Raw genomic sequence first — 19,761 nt, 5'->3', positions numbered from 1 at the left:
TTAGTGTTTTCATTTTTCCCTTTCTTTATTTAATCTAAGTGTTATTAATCCAAACTATTTCATCAATTTGTTCAGCATAAGTAGCAAATCGTAATTTAAAATTCCTAGGATTGTTTTCATTGAAAAATTTCTTAAAGAGTGGATTTGTTTCTATAAAGTCAAAGATTTTTTCACATCTTATTTGTTGCTCTTTATAATTGATTTCTAGATCTTCCACATCATCTACTTCTTTTAAATTTGCATATTTAATAAATTCTCCATTGTTATCATTGCTTGAGTAAGATTTATTTTGCTCAAGATACTCATCATATGATAAACTAAAAGTTATCATTAAAACCCATCTGCTTAGATTTTCATCTTTAAAAAAAGTGTAAAAATCTTTCTCAAATTTGAAACAAATATAATATTCATCTATAAATGGTTTATTGTGTGAAATATCAATATTTATAAAAAAATCTACATAATCTTTATCCGTATTTTCTAAAAATTTCACTGGTGTTAGGCAAATTTTTTTAAATTCATTATAAATTTTTAGAGCATTTAAACTATCAAAAGGTTTTAATGTATCATAAAATTCTTTAGCCATTTTGATGCTTTGCAATGAAATAAAATTTTCATTTGTTTGTTTAATGTTTTGTAATTTTTCTAGTTGTATTTGTTCTTGTATATAAAATGTTTCTAGTCCAAATTTTTCATAAGGACTTTGTGAGTAAAATTTAACTTCCTTTACACTTAGTGGAAAATGTTTATTTATAAAAGAGCTCATGCATGTAAAATTATCTTCTAAATTTGATTGATACATATCTGTACAAAACATAATATAAAGTATATTGTTTTTTTCACATATAAAAAGATTATTGTAAGAATTTTTACAAGAATAAACATAGTCAAAGAATTTTTTATCAAAATTGGATTTAAATTCTATATTTTCATCAATGTTAAAATCCTCTTCTTTGCTTCTATCCATATAGGCTATAATGATCTTTTTTAAATCATTTTTAAAATATTTTAAAAAACAATTACATTGAAAAAAATCAAAACTACCTATGTATTTATAAACTTTAGTATGGTTGTCTTCTAAATAGCAACAACCTTGATAAAAAATAGAATTTAAAGCCATTCCTCCATTGCCATTTTGTCTAAAATTTAAATCAAAAAGTAAAGGAAGTGAGTTTTGATTAAACTGCTCTTTTTCTATAAAATCTAAAATATATTCTTCTTCTATGGTGTCTCCAAACATAATAGCTGATTTTAAATTTTTATTCTCTTCATTTTCTAGTATGAAAATTTGCAAATTATTATCTAAATCTAATTTAAAATCAAAATTTGCTTTTAAATTTAATATTTTCAAAGCTTTGCTTAAGGAGTTAAAGCACTCATCGTCATTTTGGATAAATATAATATTTTTAATTTCTTCTGTTTTTAGATAATTTGCCAACTCTTTTAAATTTATTATTCGTCTATAAGATAATCCATAGGTTATATTAGCTTTTAAGGCATCGCAATATTCTTTGTGTTTAATGATATTTAAGAAATTTAATATATTGTCTAAATCAAAAAGAGATTCTCCTAACATTAAATAATCAAATATTTCTTCTGCTTGGCTTTCTATATTATTGTTTGGTTTAATTTGTGTAAAACCTAGTAAGCGTATTTTCGGTTCTTGAAATTCTTTATTTGCTTTTAAAAAACCTATGGAGTTTTCATTAATGTATTGTCTATCATATACAAAAATTTCACCATCGACATACTGCCAGTCTTTAAAATCATAATTTTGTAAAAATTCTTCTTTTTCATATGAAGATAAATCTTTTATTTGACTTAAAATATCTAAAATTTGATTTAAAGCTATAAAATTTGTATTTTTGTTTAAAAATTCTTGAAAATTTGTGATTTTATTTAAATTTTTTAATTGAATTTTTATATGGTCTTTTGTGTAGTATATTTGATTTTCGTAATAATTTAAATTTTGATTAAAATTTTCAAGATTTAATTTATGCATTAAGGTATAAAATTCTTTCAGGGTTTGTAGCTTTTTTAGGTGTTTTTGAGTGATACTTACTCCACATTTTAATAAAGTTTTGAAAAGATTTTGATCTATTTTTAAGGCAAAATTTTGTTTTTGCTCATTTTCTAAATTATAATAAAAATCGTATTCTTTGGTGCTAAAAATAGGTTCAAAAACACAAATATTTATATTTTTCAAAGTTTTTTTACTAACACTTTTTTGCATTAAAATTTCGATAAAATCATTATGAATTAAATCGTGTATTTTGCTTTGTTCTAAAACATCATCTAATGCTAAAAAATTACCACAAAGTTTTTGGATAATTTTATCAAACAAAGAATTGATAGTATTTATGTGAAAATTTGTAATATTTATATTTTCATCTAAATTTAAAATTTCTTTTATGTATTTTTCTTCAATAGAATTTAAATTTATAGTATATTCGTGTTTTTGTGAAGGAGCTAACTCTTCTTCTAAAATCTGTTTAGAAAAATCATTTCTTTTTTTAATTTTGTAAGCTTTTATGGCATTAAAATTAAATTTTTTCGCTCTTATGAGTTCTTGTTCTTTATTTTTTATCTCTTCATCATTTAAGTTTGCATCAATTCTTTCATAAGCTAAAAGTTTTGGAGGACTATAGGTATAATCTAATATAAAAAGTTCTATGCATTCTTCTTTTTGCCACTCATTATATAAACATTCAATATCATCAAGTTGATTAATACGCTCTTTTCCTTGTGTTGCTTGAGATATTTGCAAAGCTATGTTTATTTTGTTAAAAATTATATAGTTAGGTAAAGATTCTATAAATTTATTTATTTCTTCGTCTTCTAATTTGTAATTTTGATTATTTTGATTATAAATTTCGCAAAGCTGTGCTTGCAAAGAATAATAAAAATTTTGTATTGTCATACTTTTTTGAGCTTGCTTGAATGTCACTTTTGCACCAGCTTTTATTAAATTGAAAAAATATTCTTTAGAATTGATGTTATTAAAAGATTTAGATTGTATAAAACCTATTTGATTTTTTGTTTCTTCTTCAAGTAAAGGTTTAATTATACATGTGAAAATATCATCATCTAATTTATGATTGATAAATATATCAGTATATTTTAAAAGTTCAATCTCCAAAGCATCATCGATAAAATCTTGTGCTTTTTTTGTATCACTTAAAGAGAGTTTTTCAAATTCTTCTTGAGTGATATCTAAGACATCTCTTAAGGCTTTTTGTATAATTTTTTCTTGATAATTTTTTAAAGCTTTTTGCTCTGAATCCATTTTGCCACTTTGTTCAAATTCATCTTCATAATAATTTCTCATAGCATTCATTTGTTTTGCAAATTCAAACATATCTTGTGCATTGATTTTTAGAGATTTTGCATCTAAAGTTTGAGGTATATTAAAATAACTAAATTGATCTATAAAATCTTGCGTATTAGGTGTATAGTTTTCTTTGGTTATATTTTTGGTTTCATTTATTGTTTCATTATTTGTTTGAGTTTGATAGTAAAGATTAAAAAAATCATCTAGAATAAAATTTGCAATTATCTCAAAGACAGATTCTGTCATTATGATGTTTTTACCATTTTCATAAATCCAAGTAAATTTACCTCCGCTTGCGATAAAATTATTTTCTTGAATTTTTTTTACTTTAAAAATACTATTTTCCATTATTTTTAAAAAAATATCAAAAAAGTTTTTATTTTTTAAATTTAACTCATAATAAAATATTTTATCTTTTTTTATCAATGTGTAATTCAATATAAACCTTTTATAGAAATTTTAATTATTTGTGCGTAATTAATTTTGAAAATAAAAAGAAACAATGAAGGAAATATTATAACACATCATAATATTGTAGAAATTTATTTTTTGTTTTTTTGTAAATGAGTATATTATAAGTTTAAAACTAAAACAAATGGTGCCCAAGGTCAGCTACTAAAAAATTTCATTTGATATCTATTTTTAGATATATTTTATTCTATTAGTAACCCACTGAGTAACCCATTACTTTACAATTTAATGTATACACAGCAATGGTTTCTTTTAATCCGATTAAAGTCAATATTAGTATATTTTTTATATTTCCGATTAAAATTAATACGATGTTAGCTAATGCTCCGATTAAAACCTCTATGATTAATAAGGAGAATAGCTTTTATTTGGTTGCTTATTGCGGGGAAAAGATATAGATACTTTTTGCTGTTTAACATCTTAGTAAGAGCAAATAATATTCCAAACTTATATATTTTTTATTTTTGTGTGAAAATATGATAAAATACAAAATAAGGAACTTCACTTATTTTTTTTGCTTTAAATTGATAAGGTAGAAAAATGTTTAAAAATGAAATAATTAATAATGCTGTACCTGCAAAGATTTTTATAAATAATCTTGGATTATATGATAATTTTCATAGAAATGTTAATGATATTAAAAGTGGTTTTAAAGTTAAAAGAGTTGGTGGAAATTTCTTTATTTTGCTTCCTGATTGGTTTATGAAGATAATTGAAGCTGGCTATAGTTGTTATGCTATTAAGGCTTATGATGATTTTGAATATGAATTTAAAGTATCGCTTACAAAGAAAACTGAAATAGGTTTTTATAAAAGATGAATGTGTATAAATTTTGCAAATGCGGAAAGAAGATTCTATCACATTTGAACAAGTGTTCTGAGTGTAAGATAATAACCATTAGAAATCAAAATAAATACTATGATACTTTCAAAAGAGATAGAGATAGCTCTAGTTTTTATCATAGTGTAGAATGGAAGAGATTGCGTTCAGGTTTTATTAACGATAATCCGTTTTGTTTTAAATGTGGAAGATTTGCAAAAATTGTTGATCATATTATTCCTATAAAACAAGGTGGAGAAAAACTAAATGTAGCAAATTTACAAAGTTTATGTATGACTTGTCACAATAAAAAAACCAAAGAAGAGTTGAAAGGGGTAGGGGGTTAAATCTCTATAAAACCGGAACTCTAGTCACCGACCGGCTAGTCGTAAAAAAATGCGAACTATTTTTTTTATTGTGTGTGTAATTGACTAACTAATTAACCAATAAATACCAAGTTTAAAATATGAATAATTGGGGTTTGTGCTTTAATTTCTTTTGCATGTTTTTCTTATATTTAACGCCCAATTAACTAATACGCACTTTAACGCCTTATGTTTTGTATAAAATCACTAAAAAGAAAGGTGTTGATGCAAAAAGAATTTTTAAGTTGTGATGAGGTTTTGCAAATACTAAATATTAATTCTAAAGAGTATTTGAGTAGATATTTAAAGAAAAATGGAGTTAAGGTTTTAAGAGGAAAAGCTAAACCTTATCCAAAAGAAGAAATACTAAAGTTAGCCAAAAAAAGACAAGATGATAATCACCACAACTCAAAGCAAAATGAAATAGCGCTTTTTATAGATGAAAGTATTATAAAAGAAAAACCAAAAAATAAACAAGTATTTAAAACCGAAGAAACAAACGAAAATAACTTAAATTTTCAAACAATAGAGCAAGAATTGGCTCAAAAAGTAAAAAACGACTTAATTAATTTAGGAATTTATGATGATCTTGAAGATGATATTATTAAAGTATATGCTAAAAATCTTATTTTACTAGAATGCTCAAGCAAAGAGGTAGAGAAAAGAGGTTTTTGCACTACAAGTGATAAAGGAGTGCAGATTATCACTCCCGAGCTAGTTGCTTTTAACTCTCTAACTAAAAATGTAATAGGCTTAGCTAAAATTTTAGGTATCGGTGCTCCAAGTAGAACAAGAGTAAATCCAAAAGAGAAAAAAGAAAGCTCTCCTTTTGATGTCTTATTGGGAAAAGAAGATGAATGATATCAAGTTAAGATCTAGAGAAGATATTTTAAATTATGCTAAAAAATATATCAAAATAAAAAACGAAGAATTTCGAAATTCTCCATTTTATATAGATACAAAAATAGCTTTAAACGCGGTTATTTTTGTATCTTTATTAAAACATACCGATGGAGAATTAGCAGGAAAGCCATTTGCTCTTTTAAATTTTCAAATAGAGTTTATAATAGATATTATCGCCACATATTCAAAAGAAAAAAATGCTAGGAGGTATTCTTATGCATTATTATTTATTCCGCGAAAAAATGGCAAAACAGAGCTTATAGGGGCTATTTTACTTTACTTTCTTTTTGTAGATAAAGAAAAAGGAAAGAAAATATATTGTGCGGCAAATGAAACTGAACAAGCAAAATTAGTTTTTAATGCAGCTTCATCTATGATAAATCAAGAAAGGCACTTAAATGATATGTGCTATCAATATAAGACTTATAGGGAAATCCGTAAGAAAAATACAAAATTTGAAGATTTTATAAAGGTTTTGACAGCTACTAGTGAAACTAAAGATGGATTAAGACCTTATGTTTTTATTTACGATGAGCTTCATGCTGCAAAAGATGGAAAACTATACAAGGTTTTAGAAGAAGGAACAGCAAGTCGTTCTAATTCTCTTTGTATAGTAATATCAACAGCAGGTTATAATCAAAATTCAGAGATGAAAAAACAATATGATTATTGTAAAAAGGTTGCTTGTGGTATTATAAATGATCCTTCCACATATTCTAAAATTTATGAACCAAGCGAAAATGATGATTGGCATGATGAAAAAGTATGGGCAAAAGTAAATCCTGCTTTAGGGTATGGAGTCAAGATAGAAAAATTAAGAGAGTATTTTGAAAAAGCAAAATCAAATGCAAATGATGAGGTTAGTTTTAAGACAAAGCATTTAAACATATGGACTTCAAATGCTGGTGCTTTTGTAAAAGATGATGATTTTATGAAGTGTAATCTTGGAAAAATAAATTTAACTTCTGATGTTTTTATGGGGATAGATCTTTCAGCTACGACAGATTTAACTGCACTAGCTATAATCTGCGAAATTGATAAAATTTTACATGTTGATTTTAAATTTTATGCACCTAGACTTTGTGCTGAGCAAAGAAGTAGAAGAGATAAGGTTCCATATTTAGAATGGGCTAGGCTTGGGTATTTGACTTTAACACCAGGTAATAGTGTAGATTATGATATATTGATAGAAGATATTATTTGTTTTAGTAAAACACTTAATATCAAAATGATAGGTTATGATCCTTGGAATAGCACTGAAGTAGCCAAAAAACTTAGTGAAGAAAACTTAGAATGCGTTCAAATTAGACAAGGTTTTGCAAGTATAAGCGAACCGCTAAAAGAGTATCAAATAAGAGTATTAAAACAAACTATAAACCATAATGCAAATCCTATTTTTAGATGGTGTAATAATAATTTGGTAATAGATAAAGATGCAAGAGAAAATATCAAACCTGATAAGAAAAAATCAAGCGAAAGAATAGATGCAATTTCAGCTTTAGTAACTGCCATAGCGACTAAAAATACCTTTGCAAAACCACAAGAAAGTGTTTATGAAAAACGGGGTATTAGGAGTTTGTAAAATAATCAGCCATAAAAATTGTCTCTTATGGTTGATTATTTTTGGAAATCATTGCAATAAGGTCTTTATAATCTTCACTATTTTCACAGTTATTTATAATTTTTATTAGATATTCTGTATCAATAATTTTTTTTTCAATAGCTTTTATTAAAAATTCTTGTTTATATGCTTCATTTTGGATAAAAAGTTCTAGAATAATATTCAAAAAAGTAGGTGATACTTGATATTTTTTAATAATATCTTCTATTGCAGTATAAGCAAATATATTGTAATCATTAACCCAATGATTTTCATTATAAATTGTATAAAAAAATTCATGTAAGTTTTTTATATAGTTTTTATTGTTTTTCTTATATTTATCCATTAAATTATCAATTGTATTTTTATCACATAATGCTTGTGGTTTGTGTGAATCAAGACATAGCATATAAAAAATTTCAACATTTGTTGATTTTAAATCTTTATTTAAAACACTACTTATTTTTTCGTTTAAGTCTATATCGGAAAAAAACTTATAAAAAACGAAATACAAATCCCAATGAGGATTATTTGGCTGATTACTATGAAATTCTTCCATTAGCTCATTAAAAAAATCAAAAAGATACAATAAAAAATTTTGATTATTTTTTAAATAGGTAAAACCATGGTTATCTTTTAAATGTGTATATAAATCATTTAGTTTTTCTAGTGTTGATATATTATTTGTTTTAAAAATATTTTTAAATTCATCATATGTAGTCGCATTTATAATTAAGTTTAGTGTTTTTTGAGAAAATCCATTTTTTGGAAAAGATAATGCGAAATAATTATCAAAAAAAATAGAGCTAGTTATTCTTTTAGTTTTAACATTAATTTGTTCACAAGATTTTAGCAATTCGCATATAATGTTAAATTTTATTTTATTGGTAGGTATTTCTTTATGATTGTATATGGCAATTGTTTTTTGCTGATATATATAATCATATATTGTTGGTTCAAAAATTTTTATTAAAGTAATTACCGCAAAATCATATAAAAATAAATCTTCTTCTATGGCATTAATTTCAAAAGAGAGAATATTTATATATCTATTCACATCTCTTAGACTATGAAAACATTTGACTAAATTTTTAGCGTACATAGCTAATCTTCCATCATCTAGTTTTGGATATTTTAATTTAATATTGTTTATTTTTTCTAAAAATATTTTTTTTAATGTAACTTCGTTTAATTTAGGCAGCACTATAGGAACTTGCACTATTTTTTCTATATATCTTTCGCCTTTATCTTTTTGGATTTTGTCTAAGGCTTTAGTGACTATTTCATTATCATAAGCAAGAATATACATAGTGTTTTTAAAATCTGCTATAGATCTAACAAGTTGAAAAATTTCTTGTATATCTGTATCGGCTAATCTATCAAGATCATCTATAACTATAATAATTTTTTTATCTATTTTTTTAATTACATTATTGATTTCTTCTTTGGCGGTATCTAAATTTTTTTCTGTCATCTCAGCTATTTCCTGAAGAGCATTGCTAATATTATCACTTATTTCAGAAGCAATATCTAATCCAGGTATAAATTTAAATGGTTTAAATGTATAAGATAAAACTTTTAAACCATTGCTCAATTTTTTATACCGCTTAGAAGTATTTTTTCTTCCAATTTCAATAGAAAGTTTTGTAAAAAAATCACTAATGAGCTGTTTTCTAGTGGAAATATTCCAAGGGTTAAAATTTATTATAATGAATTTTTTATCATCATTAAAATCTTCTAAAACCATATTTATAAAAGAAGTTTTTCCACTACCCCAATCCCCTATAATACCTATAGAAATACTATCACTTTCTTTGTAATTTTTAATGGTCTTGGTTAATGTATTAGCAATATGCTGTCTATCAAACAAATCATCATTTTTGCATTTTATAGGTCTATCTACTTTGATATTTTCTGTTAATTCTTCCTTGTTTTGAGTATTTCCCATAAAATATTCCTTTTTTATTTTTAATGAAATTATATCAAATACGCATTTTAACGCCTCAAAGTTTTTTTAAAATACTTAAAAAAACGAGGCTTTGAATGCTAGATAAAATAAAATCATTTTTTAAAACACAAAAAAGAAATCAAGATTATTATGCCTTAGAATTCCTTTCAGAAGAAAAGGTAAATTCTGATGAGCTTTCTGCTGTAATTGCAGCTATATCAAACATAAGCGAAACTATAGCTTCTTTGCCATTAAATCTATACAAAAAAGAAAAAAATGGCTCTGTATTAGCCACTAATCATCCTTTGTTTGATCTTATAAAAATTGCACCAAATGAAACCATGACGCCATTTACGCTTATAGAATCTTTTATGGTGCAAATGCTTATTTATGGAAATGGCTTTTTATATCCTATGCGAAAAAGAAATGGGCAAATTTGCTCCATAGAACTTATAGAAAACAAAGATATTTCGCTGTTTAAACAAAGCGGAAAATACTTTTATAGTGCATACTCTAGCAATGGCAGTGTTGTTTTAAGTTATGATGAAATAGTAAATGTCCCATATCACACAAAAGATGGTGTCAATGGAATAGCACCTTTAAGAAAAAGTAAAACCACAGCAAAGTTAGCTACAGCCATAGAGCAACATGGACTTAGCTTTTTTCAAAATGGTGCTTTTACAAGCGGTGTTATTACTGTTCCAAATGAGCTTAGTGATCAAGCATATGATAGATTGAAAAAATCATTTAAAGAAAACTATAGTCAAAAGAAAGCTTATAACATATCCATTTTAGAAAGTGGCTCTACATTTACTCAAACTACAAGCGCAAATAAAGATAGTCAATTTATAGAAAGCAAGCAATTTCAGATTATAGAAATTGCAAGATTATTTAATATACCCCCGCATAAGCTAGGAGATCTTTCTAGGGCAACATTTTCTAATATAGAACAACAAGAAACAAACTACATGGTTCAAACAATTACGCCTCTTACTACAAAAATAGAACAAGCATTTAATCGCTTTTTGCTTACTAAAAGCGAATGGGGAAAATATTATTTTAAATTTAATATCAATGCTATTTTAAGAGCTGATAGTGCTTCAAGATGGGAAAGCTATACAAAAGCTTTAAATAATGGAGTTATGAGTATTAACGAGGTTAGAGCATTAGAGGAAATGAACCCAATTAGCAATGGAAATGAACATCTTATAGCATTAAATTTAGGAAAGTTAAATGCACTAAAGGATGAGACTTGGCACAAATAGAAGTAAAAGGTCTTGTAGAATTAATGAAAGATTTAAACACGCTAAGTAATTCATCATTATCAAAAGCTGCCAGAAAAGGTGCTATGAGTGTAAGTAAGGAAATAGCTAAGGTTTATAAAAAAACAGCACCTAAAGAAAGTGGTCTTTTAAGATCAAGTGTTAGGGCTGTTACAAGTAGAAATTTAGAAAAAGGTGTTTATAGAGCAGCTGCTGTTGTATTTAAAAAGAAAAAAGTAAGTCAAAAAAGATATGAAAAATTAAAAAGTTTTAAAAAATGGACTTTAGAGAAAAAGAATGAAAAGAAAAATAAAATAGAGTATTTTTCTAGTGCTTATTATGCACATTTTTTAGAGCATGGCTTTTGGCATAAAGGAGGAAAAAACAAAAAAGGTGTAAAAAGCTTTGTAAAAGGATATAAAACTATGGAAAATGCTACAAAAAAAATAGAACCAAAGGCAGATATTTTAGTTCAAAACGAATTAGAAAAAGAATTAAAAAAATTAGGGTTTTAAATGAAAATGTACAAAGAATTTTTAGTGAGCTTTCTACAAAATTTAGAAAATGAATTAAAACTAGATATTTATCCTATAAAAGCAACTATAGAAAGTAAAGAAAATTTTATAGTTTATGAAATAAGCAATGAAGAAATAGTTTTAAGTATTGATAATAAATTATTAGTAAAAGAAATAGAAATATCCCTTACCATATATAGCAAAAAGTATCAAAAGTTAAGAAATATAAAAGAAGATTTGGAAAATTTATTGTTTAGTATAGATAAAAAGCCAACAGATATACTCATAGCCACAGAAGATGAAGAAAATGGTTTTTATCACAGTAATATGTTTTTAACTTTTAAATTTTAATACGCTTTCTAACGCCTCAAAGTTTTTTTAAAATCTATTTGTATTTTATTGCAAGGAGAACCAATGCCAAAAGAAAAAATAATTTCAGAAGCACCAGATGTTCAAGGTCTTAGAGTATTAGTTTTATCTCGTGCTATGGAAACAGCCGGATCTACACCAGTTCAAGCAGGTTTTTTAACTAGCATTTCAGGACTTAAAGGAGGAAGTAGGGAAAGTCAAAAATTAAGCCCAATTAATGACAGAGATTATGAAGAAATAAATGCAGTAGGTAAAAAAACAAGTGCTACTGTGAATATGTCTTTGCTTTATAAATTTGTAAAAGATGGAAAAACGCAAGATTTTGAAGGTGTAAATTATCTTGAAAAGGCTTTTGAGGAAAATGAAGAAGTTTTTATCATTGTTGAGGTTAATGATGAAAGAAAAACAACTTTAAAAATCAAAATGAAAATAACGGGTTTTGAAGTTACTAGTGAAGCTAATAATAAATTTAGTGCAAATATTACAGCAGAAAAAATAGGAGAAGCAAAAGACATCACTCCTTTTAGATTTGAAGAAGGAGAAAACATAGAGCATACTAGTGATGAGTTAAATGTGGGTGATGTTTATGCTGATAAAAAATCAAAAATAGTTTATTACTATCCAAATCCAAGCACACTAAAAATACCACAAATTGATGATGAGAGATTCGTGTATGTTTTTGATAATGTTAGAGGAGTATGTCCATATGCTAAAAAGCAAGTTTTTGACAAAAGTAAAGAATTTATAGATAGTGAACAAGAACAAGATAGCAAATGGGAAAAAGAAAATGAAGAAAATATTATTCATGAGACTCAAAATGAGCCAACTCAGGGGCAAACTTATGAGGAGTTAAAAGGTAAAACAATTTATTTTTATCCAAATCCTTTAACGCTTACATATCCAGCAAATCAAGATATAAGAAAAAAATATACTTGTGATTCAAGTAGCGGAGTAGCTTCAGCTGCCACAGAAGAAGTTTTTAATAATAATAATTTTGCACCAAGAGGAAGAAGAAAATGAATTTAAAAGATTTTTTACAAAATAACTCTCTTAAAACAAAAGAAATAAAAGTTGATGGTATTGATGAAAAAATAACCATAAAACAACTTTCTATGTTAGAGCAATATGAGCTTATGAAAAATCACAAAATAGAATTTAAAAAAGATAGCGATGATACTAATGAAATCAATATAGAAGCTATAAGCAACAATTCTAATTTTAGAACTGAAGTTGTCTTAAAAGGACTTGTAGAGCCAAGGTTAAGTAAAAAAGAAATCACACAGCTTAATCAAACTGCACTCGCTGTTATTTCTAAAATAGCTGATGAAATTTTAACTTTTAGTGTAGAAGTCCCAAAGCAAGAGAGCAAGGGCGATTAAAATATCGCCTAGCCCTTGCATTAGGAAAGACAATAGGCGAACTAGAGCAAAGCATTACCCAAGCAGAATTTAATGAGTGGATGGAGTTTTTGTCTAATGAGCCTTTAGCTTGCGATAGAAATGAAATACAAATGAGCATTTTGCTTAGTATGATCGCATCTTTTATGGGAGCTAAAAATAAATGTGAAGATTTTTTACTAAGTGAGTATTTGAAGCCATCAATTAAGCAAAGTGCTAATACAAATCAAAATATAGATTTAAAAAAATTAGGTTTAGATTTTTTAGAACTTTTAGGATAATAAATTATGATCAATCTCCACGATAAATTCTTTTTCATTTGGGTTTTCTTGCAAAATTTGACAAAACTGAGCTTTTATATCGTGATTAAAAAGATTGTTTTTTATACCAAATTGCATAGCTCTTGCGCTAAGCAGAACAATTTGGGGTTTGTTTTCTTTAAGAAAAATATGGACGGCTTTGGTAAAATTAGCAAGTTCTTTATTAATAATCTTTTCTTTAAATTCTTTTTTACTCTTAGTTTTAGCCATAAAAAACACCACAAGCAAAAACAGCAAAGTTATAAAAGTAAGTGGTTCATAAGAGTAAAAAAACATTCTAATACCTTTTTTTGTTTTCATTCTAGCTAAATTAAATATAAAAGGAAATTAAAGTGGCAAAAAATGTAAAAGTTGGCATAAGTGTTGATACAAATAAAGGAGTGGTTAGTGTTAATAAACTAAATCAAAGCTTTGTTAATCTAAATCAAAAAACAAAAGATACCAAAGAAAACTTTTTGGGTCTATCTAAAGCTGTATTGGATATGAATGCACATTTTGTGCAAAGTTATCATGGTTATAAAGCTATGTTTGATAGCGTGAGTAATTATGCCAAATCTTTTATAGAATTAAATGCTCAATATGAAAAAACAAAGAAGAATATAGCTTCCTTAATAGCGGTAAATTCATCTAATGTTGCATCTTTTGGTAAGACATTAAATATACAAGAAAAATATCAATTGTCATTAAAACAAAGTTCTAAAACATTAGAACAGTTTAATAATTTATCTGCTAAGTCAGGATATGCTGTATCGGATTTAGCAGATATTTTTTCTAGTTTTTACGCAGGTGCTTCAAAAAATATGAATTTTGATGAAAGTATAAAATCTTTTGAAAATTTAATGCAAACTCTTAAAATATCAGGTCTTGGAGTCGAGCAGCTGAAAATGACAATAGATGGTCTTGGAGATGGAGCTGTATTATCAAGTTCTGATCTTGGTAGGTTTTTAAAACAAATCGGACTTACTAATGAAGCTATTAAGGAAGCTAATGCAAGTGGTAATCTTTATAATTTAATTATTCAAAAAACAAGTGAAAATGTTAAGATTGCTCAGCTAGCTCTTGGAGGATATGAGGATAATGTTAGACTTCTAAAGTCAAATATAGATAAATTAAAAATAGAGCTGAGCAAGCCTATATTTGAAAGTGTAAATGAAAGCTTGTTAAAACTAAATATTTACATGGAAGAAAATAAAGATAGTATTTCTAGTTTTATTAAAACTTTTCAGAGTTTAACACCTATACTTATTAATGTTTCTTTGGCTTTTGCTAGCTTAAAGGCATACTCTAAAATAGCTCCGATTTTATCTAAAGGATTTTTAGAACTAAAAGCTTCAATACTAGATACTAAAAATGCTTTATATCTACAAAGAGTTGGGTTGCTTTCTAACACTCAAAGTATAAATGAAATAAATAAAAGAACTATTGTTTTATCTAGGGGATTTAAAGCGTTATCAAATGTTGCCAAGAATGCTATACCTTTAGTTTTAATAGAAAGGTTGTTTGCTATAGAAGATGCTTTGGATAAAGCGTATGAGAAAACAGAAAAGTTAAATTCTTCTTTTAAAAGAAGAATTGAAATTTTAGATATAGAGGATTTAAAAAAACAAAAAGAGCAATTAGAAAAAGAGTTAAAAAGCATATCAGATATTGGAAGTTTTCAAAACACAATAGGAAATTTTTTAAAAGAATATTCATTTGAAATTATAGGAGATGATTATAAAAAGGCAATCTCTTATCTGCAAAAAATAGATTTTTCTTTTATGGGGGCTATTAGAGAACAAAGCGTTGAAGATGCAAGAGAGATAGCAAATATTGCTCAAAAAATAGCATTTTTAGATGAAAAAATTAAGCAAAATGCAAAAGAGGAGGTAAAACTAAATAGTGTAGAAAAACTCAATAAAGAGTTAAAGGACGCAGTTGAATTAATAACAAAAATTCAAATTCCAAAAATAGAAAGCCAAGAGTTAGAAAAAACAAATAAAGCTTTAGATGATTTAAACAAAAAATTATTAGAACTTGTAAGTATTAACAATTGGGAACAAAATAGCGCATTAGTAGAGCAGGTAAACATTATATCTAATGCATTAGCTCATGCTGCTAAAGCTGATGAGATTAAAAAAATACTAGATCAAGAAGAAAAAGCAAAACTTGCTCAAGAAAAGCATACTCAAATCATAAAAGAGCAAAATCAAGCACTCAAAGAACTTTCACAAATCACTATGAGTGAGTATGAAAAAAGCTTGGAATCTATCAATGAAAAATTAAAACATTTTAAAGAAATAGGTTTTGATGGTAAAACTATACAAAAAGCCAAAGAAGAAATGATTATAGATCTTGATTTAAAAGAAAGTCAAAAAGAATTTCAATCCTATAAGAGCTTAATGCTTGAATTTTATGAAAGCGTTGGTAAAAAACAAGAAGCTTGGGCTTTAAAAGAAATAGAATTAAGAGAGAAATTTATAGATATTTTAGACAAGGAAGATCTCCAAAAACTTATAAAGACACAAAAAGAAGCTTTTTTAAATGTAGAAAAAAATGCATCAAAAACATTTAAAAATGTAGAAAATGATTATCTTAAGATGATAGCAAATATGCAAAGAACCATAGAAAGTCGTTTTTTTGATTTTATAGAAGGAAAAATAAAAAATTTAAAAGAATTATTCATAGGTTTAGGTAAATCTTTAGCTATGGATATGCTATCACCTGCTATTAGTTCTATCAGCGGATCAATATCAGGAATTTTTACAAATTCATTAATGGGTGCGAACAATTCTTATCAAAATGTTAGTTTAATTTCTCAAGATTTAGGTTTAAAAAAAGATAATAATGGAAATTTTACAGGTGTTATAGATGGTAAAGAAGTTATTATATCTTCTAATGGAGAGGTTAAAAAGGGACAAGATGTGTTAAATGGTGTATCTAATGTGCTAAGTGGATTTAATGCATTAGAAGGTATTTTAAGTGGCTCTACATTTGAAAAAATACAAAGTTTTAGTAGTTTTAATTTTAGCAGTATTGGTGATAGTTTTACTTCTGTGTTTCAAAATTTTTCTAATTTAATAAAAAATATAGGAACACTAGGAAGCAATATTTTAAGTTTAGGAAGTGCATATCTTGGTAGTTTTTTTGGAGGGACTGCTTTAACTTCTTTTAGTTCTGGTGCTTTATGGAGTTCTTTAGGTATTGGCGGTATAAATGGAGCTTTAGCCGGTGGTATTGGTTCTACTTTAGGCTTTGTTGGTGGTTTAGCTACTAATGCATTAAGTGGTGGTCTTTTAGGTTATGGTATAGGAAAGCTTGGAGATATGTTATTTAAAGCTGATACTCATGCTGGAAGTGGTGGTGCTATAGGAGGAGTTTTGGGTTCTTTAATAGCTCCTGGTATAGGTACTTTGGTAGGCGGTCTTTTAGGTAGTGTTATAGGTGGAATTTTTGGAAAAACTAAAGCTACCGGAAGTGGTCTAAGACTTTGGCAAGATATAAATTTTAAAGATCATTTTTCACAAGGAAATTTGCAAAGCTACATTGACTATCAAAAGAAAGGGTGGTTTAGTAAAAAAAGTTGGACTGAATATCAAAATATAAACGATAGAAAGATAAAAGAATTAAATTTATTCTTAGATAATCAATATGCATTATTAGAAAAGTTAGGGGCAAATTTAGACAAATACGAAATAAACGCTGGAAAATATAGTGGCAATTCTCTTGTAGATACAGCTGTGCCAAATGCATTATTAAAAAGTTTTTTAAATACCAATGATAATGAATTGATTAATGAGCAAATCAAAGCCATACAACAAGCTGCCAAAGAATCAAATATATCTTATGCACAGCAACTTTCTAAGCAATTTGGTCAGTTTATGAGTATGCAAAGTAATATTTTAAGTCAAATATATAAAAATGATCCTGTGAAGGTGGCAAAAATTACTCTAGATGATACCATGTATGCACTAAAAACTGCCATTAGAAATGTAAGTGGTGGTTTTGATATCTTAGGGTTAAAAGAAGATGAATTTAAAAATATTTCACAAATTTCACTAGATAAACTTAATGAGGCTTATAATGAAAGCTTAAGAAATGATTTCTCAACTCAAAATGTAGAAGCTTGGGAGCAATTATTACAAGCTTTAGCAAGTGCAAATGAGCAAGTAAATAACATCTTGCAAACCATTATTAATAAAACAAGTGAATTAATGCAGATAAATCAAAGTTTTGCAGGTGTTAATGGATTGGATACTAGTGTTTTTAAAGTTAATGATTTGCTTAATCAGTATGCTACTATAATGGGTGGATTAAAAGATGATCTAAGTAAAGAAGAACAAGATATTTTTAAAGATATTTTTAGTGCTAATGATAAGTTGTTAGAGCTTGGGCATGAAGGAATAAATGATTTTTTAAGCACTGGTAATACTGAGCTTAGAAAACAACTAATAGCTATTATAACTTCCTTTGAACAAATAATGAAAGAACAAGGCGGTCTAATTTTTTCATCAGAGCATTTGAATGAGTTAGCTAAGGTTGATGAGCTTATAAAAGCATATGAAGATGAGAATTCAAAAGAATATGCCAAAATTAAAATTAATGAAAACAATAAACTTTTAGAAAATTTAAACAATCAAAAAAATATTTTATCATCTCTTGCTAGCTTTAGTGATAATTTGATTAAGCAAACTATTCAAACACCTCAAATGATAAGTAAAAACTATGAAAAATTACTAAAAAAAGCTAGCGATGATTTTAAAAATAATAATTTTAATTCATCTTCCTTTGAAGAACTAAAGCAGGCAGCAAGTGCCAAAGCAAATGACTTAAGAAATTCATCATCTTATGAAGAATATCAATTCCAAATGCTAAAAATGGCTAACGATATGAAGGATTTAGGAGGTGAAGCTGATTTAAATACAATACAAGATGAGATTGCCAAAATCACATTAGAAAATGAAAAATTAAATGAAAAACTTCAAGAAACTATAAAAGATACATCTTCTATGACTTTAGAAGAATTAAAAAAATACAGAGAAACTCTTTTAGAGCAAAGCCAAAAAGAAGTTCAGGAGATGATTAAGTATCTTGGAAAAGATTCGCCTATAGCAAAATACTTAGAAGGTATGATTAAAGAGTTAAAAAATGGTAGTTCTTTGAGTGTGGCTGCTATAGAAAATCTAAAGTATGCTTTGCTTGCATATCAAAACAATTCTAATAAAGTAGATAGTGAATTAAATCAAGAAATAAAAAACCCTAATAAAAAACCACTTGCTTTTGCAGATGGTGGAATAGTAACACAAAAAACAAATGCCATTATAGGTGAAAATGGTTATCCTGAAGCAGTTATTCCATTAAAAGATGGTAAAGGATTAAAGGTTGATGTTTCTAATATGTTTGAAAAATTAGAATTGGCTCTTTCTAAAGGAATTGATAATGGTTTTAAACAATTAAATTCTAAATTTGATGGACTAATTACAAAGATAGATAATGTAGATAAAGGCATTAAAAGACTTTGTATGGATATGTCAATACTTACAAAACAAACAAGAGAAATAGCAGAAAGGATTGAGAAATGATTATAGTCAGACCTTTAGAATTTATAATAGAGCAAAATACCATAAGCAAAGATAAAACACAACTTTGGAATAAAGAAAACACTTATAAAATTAATGATGAGGTTTCTTTTAAGGGTTATGTTTATAAAAGTGCAAACGATGAAGATAAACATGAAGAGCCAGATGTTTATTTTGATAAATGGGTAAAAATGCGACCAACAAATGAAAATGCATGTTTTGATGATGAGATAAATACTCAAAGTAAAGATAATAAAACTTGGAGTATTGTTATAGATGTAAAAGAAAGTTTTGATGCTTTTGCTATTTTAAATGCCAATATATCTAAAATCAAAATTCAAACATTAGATAAAAGAATTATTTATGAAAAATCTATGTTTTGTAGGAAATCACGCACTTGGTGGGAATATTTTTTTGGTAGATTTAAAATCAATAAAGATGATTTTATCTTCCTTGATTATCCAATTAATTCTAAGATAAAAATTACTTTTTATGCATTAAACGATATAGCTAATGTTGGACATATACTTTTGGGTAAAAAAGAAAAATTAGGTGTTACTATACATCCTGCCAATCTTACTTATCTTAATTATTCTAAAACAAATACAAATGAATGGGGGCATACTACTGTAGTAAATGGAAAAAAAGCTAAATTTTTAGAATTAATCATTGCTTTGGAAAAAGTTCATTTTGATTATTATGATGATTTGATTGAAAGTATTTATAATAAAAAAACTTTATTTATAGCAGATGAAAGTGAAAATGGTTTTAAAAAATTAACTACATTTGGTATTTTAAAAGATTATTCAGCTCCTATTGAAGATTATGATTTTTTACAGGTTAAATTAAATATACAAGGTTTAATTTAATCTAACACGCATTCTAACGCCTCAAAAAATTTAT

15 protein-coding genes are annotated in these 19,761 nt (G+C 26.4%); 12 read left to right on the top strand and 3 right to left on the bottom strand.

Features of this window, described 5'->3' with window-relative positions:
* Nucleotides 1–34: 34 nt before the first annotated feature.
* Nucleotides 35–3,769, bottom strand: coding sequence for a hypothetical protein (locus tag CVOLT_RS04380; protein WP_039665607.1), 3,735 nt, complete (start codon nucleotides 3,767–3,769; stop codon nucleotides 35–37).
* A gap of 573 nt (nucleotides 3,770–4,342) precedes the next feature.
* Here CVOLT_RS04380 and CVOLT_RS04375 point away from each other — a divergent pair.
* From CVOLT_RS04375 to CVOLT_RS04360, 4 genes are all read left to right on the top strand, one after another.
* Nucleotides 4,343–4,621 carry a hypothetical protein gene (locus CVOLT_RS04375; protein WP_039665606.1) on the top strand — a complete coding sequence of 93 codons (279 nt, stop codon included), beginning with the start codon at nucleotides 4,343–4,345 and terminating at the stop codon, nucleotides 4,619–4,621.
* Entirely contained in the window at nucleotides 4,618–4,968 is a 351-nt protein-coding gene (locus CVOLT_RS04370; protein ID WP_039665605.1) for an HNH endonuclease, read from the top strand. The genes CVOLT_RS04375 and CVOLT_RS04370 overlap by 4 nt, the downstream gene beginning before the upstream one ends.
* A 243-nt stretch (nucleotides 4,969–5,211) precedes the next feature.
* Nucleotides 5,212–5,847 (top strand): P27 family phage terminase small subunit, encoded by a 636-nt coding sequence (locus CVOLT_RS04365; RefSeq protein ID WP_039665604.1) that lies wholly within the window; start codon nucleotides 5,212–5,214, stop codon nucleotides 5,845–5,847.
* Nucleotides 5,840–7,471: a terminase large subunit gene (locus CVOLT_RS04360; protein WP_039665603.1), complete on the top strand. Its 1,632-nt coding sequence runs from the start codon at nucleotides 5,840–5,842 to the stop codon at nucleotides 7,469–7,471. Before CVOLT_RS04365 ends, CVOLT_RS04360 begins: the two co-directional genes overlap by 8 nt.
* 25 nt (nucleotides 7,472–7,496) lie before the next feature.
* Here CVOLT_RS04360 and CVOLT_RS04355 read toward each other — a convergent pair whose 3' ends face one another.
* Nucleotides 7,497–9,437, bottom strand: a complete 1,941-nt coding sequence (locus CVOLT_RS04355; RefSeq protein ID WP_069106940.1) for a KAP family P-loop NTPase fold protein — start codon at nucleotides 9,435–9,437, stop codon at nucleotides 7,497–7,499.
* 95 nt (nucleotides 9,438–9,532) lie between these two features.
* On the opposite strand from CVOLT_RS04355, the gene CVOLT_RS04350 reads away from it, so the two are divergent.
* The 6 genes from CVOLT_RS04350 to CVOLT_RS04325 all read left to right on the top strand — a co-directional run bounded on the left by CVOLT_RS04350 (nucleotide 9,533) and on the right by CVOLT_RS04325 (nucleotide 13,261).
* Entirely contained in the window at nucleotides 9,533–10,702 is a 1,170-nt protein-coding gene (locus tag CVOLT_RS04350) for a phage portal protein (RefSeq protein WP_039665602.1), read from the top strand.
* Nucleotides 10,690–11,214, top strand: a complete 525-nt coding sequence (locus CVOLT_RS04345) for an HK97 gp10 family phage protein (protein WP_084059210.1) — start codon at nucleotides 10,690–10,692, stop codon at nucleotides 11,212–11,214. Before CVOLT_RS04350 ends, CVOLT_RS04345 begins: the two co-directional genes overlap by 13 nt.
* A complete protein-coding gene (locus tag CVOLT_RS04340) occupies nucleotides 11,215–11,565 on the top strand; it encodes a hypothetical protein (RefSeq protein ID WP_052243172.1) in 351 nt (116 codons plus the stop codon).
* Nucleotides 11,566–11,628: 63 nt separating this feature from the next.
* The gene (locus CVOLT_RS04335; protein ID WP_039665601.1) at nucleotides 11,629–12,603 is read left to right on the top strand and encodes a hypothetical protein; all 975 of its coding nucleotides are present in this window, start codon (nucleotides 11,629–11,631) and stop codon (nucleotides 12,601–12,603) included.
* A complete protein-coding gene (locus tag CVOLT_RS04330; protein WP_012661567.1) occupies nucleotides 12,600–12,962 on the top strand; it encodes a hypothetical protein in 363 nt (120 codons plus the stop codon). The genes CVOLT_RS04335 and CVOLT_RS04330 overlap by 4 nt, the downstream gene beginning before the upstream one ends.
* A gap of 32 nt (nucleotides 12,963–12,994) precedes the next feature.
* Complete coding sequence (locus CVOLT_RS04325; RefSeq protein ID WP_425321040.1) at nucleotides 12,995–13,261, top strand: phage tail assembly protein T; 267 nt, start codon at nucleotides 12,995–12,997, stop codon at nucleotides 13,259–13,261.
* On the opposite strand, the gene CVOLT_RS04320 is transcribed toward CVOLT_RS04325, so the two are convergent.
* Entirely contained in the window at nucleotides 13,253–13,576 is a 324-nt protein-coding gene (locus CVOLT_RS04320) for a hypothetical protein (protein WP_039665600.1), read from the bottom strand. The genes CVOLT_RS04325 and CVOLT_RS04320 overlap by 9 nt on opposite strands.
* A gap of 56 nt (nucleotides 13,577–13,632) precedes the next feature.
* On the opposite strand from CVOLT_RS04320, the gene CVOLT_RS04315 reads away from it, so the two are divergent.
* Complete coding sequence (locus tag CVOLT_RS04315; protein ID WP_039665599.1) at nucleotides 13,633–18,861, top strand: hypothetical protein; 5,229 nt, start codon at nucleotides 13,633–13,635, stop codon at nucleotides 18,859–18,861.
* On the top strand, nucleotides 18,858–19,727 hold the full coding sequence (locus CVOLT_RS04310; RefSeq protein ID WP_012661563.1) for a hypothetical protein: 870 nt from the start codon (nucleotides 18,858–18,860) through the stop codon (nucleotides 19,725–19,727). Before CVOLT_RS04315 ends, CVOLT_RS04310 begins: the two co-directional genes overlap by 4 nt.
* Nucleotides 19,728–19,761: the final 34 nt, after the last annotated feature.

The sequence above is a fragment of the Campylobacter volucris genome, from assembly GCF_008245045.1.
Lineage (GTDB): Bacteria > Campylobacterota > Campylobacteria > Campylobacterales > Campylobacteraceae > Campylobacter_D > Campylobacter_D volucris.
This window is presented reverse-complemented; position numbering and strand designations above follow the sequence as displayed.